Origin of the sequence: Kaistella sp. (assembly GCF_032060305.1) — a bacterium.
Lineage (GTDB): Bacteria > Bacteroidota > Bacteroidia > Flavobacteriales > Weeksellaceae > Kaistella > Kaistella yananensis.
Map to the genome: position 1 here is coordinate 2,886 of NZ_DAMBHK010000069.1, position 4,985 is coordinate 7,870.

Below are 4,985 nucleotides of genomic sequence, written 5' to 3' on the forward strand. Positions count from 1 at the left end.
CCGGCATTGGTTACGGTTCTTAAATAAGTTGCATTAATATCGAGTTGCGGCGCCATTGCATCACCATCCCAACGGATGCTGCTTCCTTTGGAAATCTGGAACGTTCGGTTAAGAATCGCTTTGGAAACAAAGGTTCCGTTATCGACGAAATAATTTCCGTTCATTGAAATTGCTCCGGTTCTGGACATCTGGAATCGCAGTTTCTCAGAATTTCCACGTACGGTTATATCACCAATATCATCGCCCACCATAACGTTTACGGTAGTTCCCTTATCAACCGCAATCGTAAAATCGATATTCATGTTCGCGCTAGATCTTTTCTTTTCTTCTACGGAAACAATTCCCGCTTCGTCTCTTTTCAGGAATCTCAGCATCTTGAATTCTTCAACATTAGAAGTTGAATTAGAATTAAAGGTGAAGACACTGTTGTTTAAAGCCCGCATTTCCGGCGTAGAAATATTTAAAGCCGAAACCGGTCCGTCCACGTATAAAGTTCCGGTACCGTAAATCCGTCCCCAGAAAAGGTCATAATCTTTCTGCGTGGTGTTGAGCAGCATTAAATTATCAGCCCTCATCACTAAGTTGACGCCCATTGAAGATAAAGTTTCAAACTGAATCGCACCGGAAATTGATCCGCGGGAGTTCGATCTTCCGTCTTTTACGCCAATGTCATTCAGTATCGCCAAACCTTTGGAAAGTGAAATCACGGTATCTTCAAACGAATAATCAACGCCGGTAAAGTTAAGTTTCAGCCCCATGTCTTTCATCGCGATATCGCCACTGTAGTCAACATCACTAAGTTTACCGGATATTTTAAGATCTCCTGAAGCTTTTCCTCTTAGATTTCCGAAAACACCTTTGACGAATTCCTGGGCAAAAGCGATATCAAAATCATTCATATCAGCCGTTAAATCAAGCGTTGGTGAAGAAGTATTGTTGTTAATGGTCCCGGTAAGGTGAAGGTTATTGTCACCAATAATTCCTGCGGAAACCACCTTGGCTTCAACATCGAAAACATTCGGTACGCTGCTTTTTTTAGCGGATACAACTACATTACCCATATCTTTTCCATTCATCAGAATATCAGTAATATTCAAATCGATAAGTGGTTCAAGATTGTTTTTATCCATGGTAATATCGAAGGTTCCGTTAGCAATTCCCTGTACATCCATACTGTTGTCGCTATTGGTAAGTGCAAAAACTTTGGCAATATCCAGGTTTTTAATTTCGCCATCTGCCGAAAAATCCTTGGCTGATTTGAAGATGGCCTGATTCAGGAAAAGTTCGCTGTTATCCGAATAGAGTCTCAAACGCTGAATGTAGAAATCACCGGCTTTTTTTCTGTATGTAATCGAATGATTTAATTCCGGACTCGTATCCACACTCCATGCTACATCATTGAATTTCATGGTAGTAGGCTCAAAACGGAAAACATAATCCCCCGCCCGATCTGTAGTTTGGTTAAGATTTACCGCATACTCCTTAAGTGTTTCTTTAATTTCGTCCTCTGGAGTGCCGTGTTTGAAATTAGCTGCGATATGCAGAATACTTTTATTTTCGTTACGTCCGCTTAAAGTGATGTCTTTCAGAATATTGGTGTTGTATTCTACTCTATTTACCTTCGCGAAAATCTGTTCATTAAGATTTGCTGTATTAATCCGAACGATTAAACTGTCGACCATCGCACTGTCGCGGGTAATTTTATCGCGTTCTGTAATTTTATATGCAGGATTTGCAGCGGCTAAGGCTTTGTCGGCATCGGTGATTTCTTCTTTTTTGGTCATCAAATATTTTAGCGAAGCTGCATCAAGATTTAAGACCAGATTATTACTGTTACCATCGTAGGCGCCGTTAACAGTCGCACCTTTTGGAATCTGCAGATTGGGCTCAAAATAACTTACCAATCCCTGTTTCACATCAAAGTCCATCGTAAAGTGCTGCCCTCTGTATAATTTTCGTGGCGGTGGCCCGACTAATATCTTACCGAGCCCATTCTGAACCATCCCGGCTAAATCACCAAGATTGAATTTTCCGGCAATTCTGCCATTTACTGCTCCCGGCGCGTCAACAGAAACAATACGGTTTCCGTTTTCAAAATAAGCTCTTACTTTAGCATTCGGAATCAGGTACTTTTGTGCGGCACTTGCAAAACTTACGTTCCGCAAATCAGCATCAAGATTCAAGTCGTTGATATTGGTCATTGCAATTTTACCGTCAACCAATCCACTCACAATCTGCGTGCCTTTTCCGCCAGTAAAATAGTTGATATTCAGATACTTCACATCAGCAACAACATCTGCAAGCAAACGGCTGGTGCGGAAATCGACAAGTCCTTTTACATTTGCTCTCGCCTGTTCGTCATTTACATTTACAATTCCGTTATAGGTTTTGTGATCCAGCAAACCATCCAGATAAACGTTATTAATTTCCCTGTTCATGATTTCAATTTTCGAAATCTGTGAACGGGTTCTCAGTTTCATGGTATTTACATCAAAACTCTGCCCCTGAATATTAAACTTACCGGAAATTAAACCCACCTGATTCATTTTGGTAATCACCGAAGTATTCAAATCGTTTAATTCTGCATAACCACGGTATTTCGGGAGATTAGAACTGTAATCTTCGAGGTAGAAATTATTTATTTTTGCCTGGCCAATCCCCGTAATTAAATTTGCGTTGGACACATAAACCTGCTTAGGATTTAGGCGTACAGCGCCATTGTATTTTAACCTTCCGAAATCATCAGCAAAATTTTTCATTTTTGATGAAATGAAAGTGGGCATCATTGCTTTCAGTTCTTTGTACGTAAAATCGGTAGAAAGTGAGTTGGTCTCGATCTGAAAGTTACCATTCAGAATATTTTCAACCTTCATTTTAGCCGTTCTAATGTTAACCTGCGGATTTCTAACCAAAAAATTATCGAGATAAAAATCGTTCAGTGGGCCGGTCATATCACCAGAAATATTAATCGGTTTATAATTATCCCAATTGGTGACAAAATAGCTGATGTCGTAACCGCTGATCTGGCTTCCGGGCTGCAAGGTCATATCCCATTTCACTTTATTCGTAAAATCAGCCCAGGAACCGTTATTCAGATTTAAAATTAAATCGCCCTGAAGCAGTGAATGATCTGTATTTATTGTTAAGTCCTTCAGCGTAAGCGCTTCTTTGGTCAATCCAAAATCCGCAGAAAACGTATCGACAAAATGTTTTTTGCCCCATCTTTCGGTGGTAAAACGCATGTTATTAATCTGAGCAAAAACATCAGATCCGTTTACACGAAGTTCTGGTACCACAAGATTAACATTCTGCGCAGTAAGCCATTTACCGGCTTCACCTTCACTGTTCTGATTTACAATAGATATTTTGGAATCCGTAATAAAAATTCTGGATTTTAACTGAAATGGCTCTTTTTTAACCGTAGGTGCCGGGGTATTGAAGAGATCCACAAATCGGATGAAATTCGAAATACTGTCGCCTTTATACGTAATGACCTTTAAATCCATTTTTTCCAAAGACAGCGATTGAAACTGCAGATTGCGTGAATCACTGATGATTGCAAACCAATTAGAGTCTGCGTAAAGTTCCTTGGCTTTCAGAAAGGGGAAGTTTTTATAATCTTTAATCGCAACTTCATGAATATTGATATCTCCAAAATAATTGATGTCAACACTTTTAAAGGACATCTGCGATTTCATGTCGTTATTAAGTTTTGCAATCACTTTTTGTGCTGCCCAATTCTTTGTTGATGGAAGACTTACAATAACCAAAAAAGACGCGACCAGAAAAAGCCCGGACCAGAATAAAATAAGTAAAAGTTTTGCCCACCACTTATAGCTGGTAACATCTTTGGCAGCCTGATCCACAAATTCGCCGGCAGTTTCTACAGGTTTTGTAATCGCGTCGGAAGCCAGTTCTGCAGCACCTTTTACGGTTTCTTTTACAGTTTCCTGAACGTTTTCCACACCTTTCTGCACAGAATCGCCAATGTTCTGGGCTACAGATTTTTTGTTTTCGTTATCGTTATTATTCTCTAAATTTGCCATTGTTATGAGCGACTCAATAATTTTAGGGATAGAATCGTCCTGCGACGATACTTCAGCAGCAATTATTCAGGGGAATAAAATCCTTTCAAACATTGCAGCTAATCAGGAAATTCACAACGACTATGGCGGTGTGGTTCCGGAACTGGCTTCACGTGCGCACCAGCAAAACATTATTCCCGTGGTTGAAAAATCACTGTCCAAAGCAAATATACAACAAAAAGATATTTCTGCCGTCGGATTTACGCGCGGCCCCGGACTTCTCGGCTCGTTGCTCGTAGGTACATCTTTCGCCAAATCACTTGCGATGAGTTTAAATGTCCCTTTGATTGAAGTTAATCACCTTCAGGCACACATTCTGGCGCACTTCATCGACGATGCAAATATTATGCCCCCGAAATTTCCTTTTCTGTGCCTCACCGTCTCCGGCGGGCACACCATGATTGTGCTCGTGAAAGACTATTTCGATATGGAAATTATCGGAAAAACAATTGATGATGCTGCAGGAGAAGCATTCGACAAAATCGGAAAAATATTTAATCTTGATTATCCGGCTGGACCTATTGTTGACCGGCTTGCGAAAACAGGTGATAAAAATTCATTTAAATTTAATAAACCGAAACTTGAGCAATACGATTATTCTTTCAGCGGTATAAAAACGTCTGTACTTTATTTTATTCAGAAAGAAGTGAAAAAAAATCCGGAATTTATTAAAGAAAATCTCGCAGATCTGTGCGCTTCTGTACAGAAATCTATTGTTGAAATTTTAATGGATAAACTTGAAAAAGCTTCAAAAGAATTAAATATCAACGAAGTGGCAATCGCAGGTGGCGTTTCAGCAAATTCCGGACTTCGGGAAGCAATGCAGCAAAACGCCGAAAAACTGGGCTGGAATATTTACATCCCAAAATTCGAATACACCACAGACAACGCCGCAATGAT

2 protein-coding genes are annotated in these 4,985 nt (G+C 40.0%); one reads left to right on the forward strand and one right to left on the reverse strand.

The window, feature by feature from the left end; translation table 11 throughout:
* On the reverse strand, positions 1-4,046 hold a 4,046-nt coding region (locus V5N63_RS09525; RefSeq protein WP_332033764.1), incomplete at its 3' end, for a translocation/assembly module TamB domain-containing protein.
* Positions 4,047-4,050: 4 nt separating this feature from the next.
* On the opposite strand from V5N63_RS09525, the gene tsaD reads away from it, so the two are divergent.
* Positions 4,051-4,985, forward strand: a 935-nt coding sequence (gene tsaD / locus V5N63_RS09530) for a tRNA (adenosine(37)-N6)-threonylcarbamoyltransferase complex transferase subunit TsaD (protein ID WP_332033758.1), incomplete at its 3' end; no start/stop codon positions are given.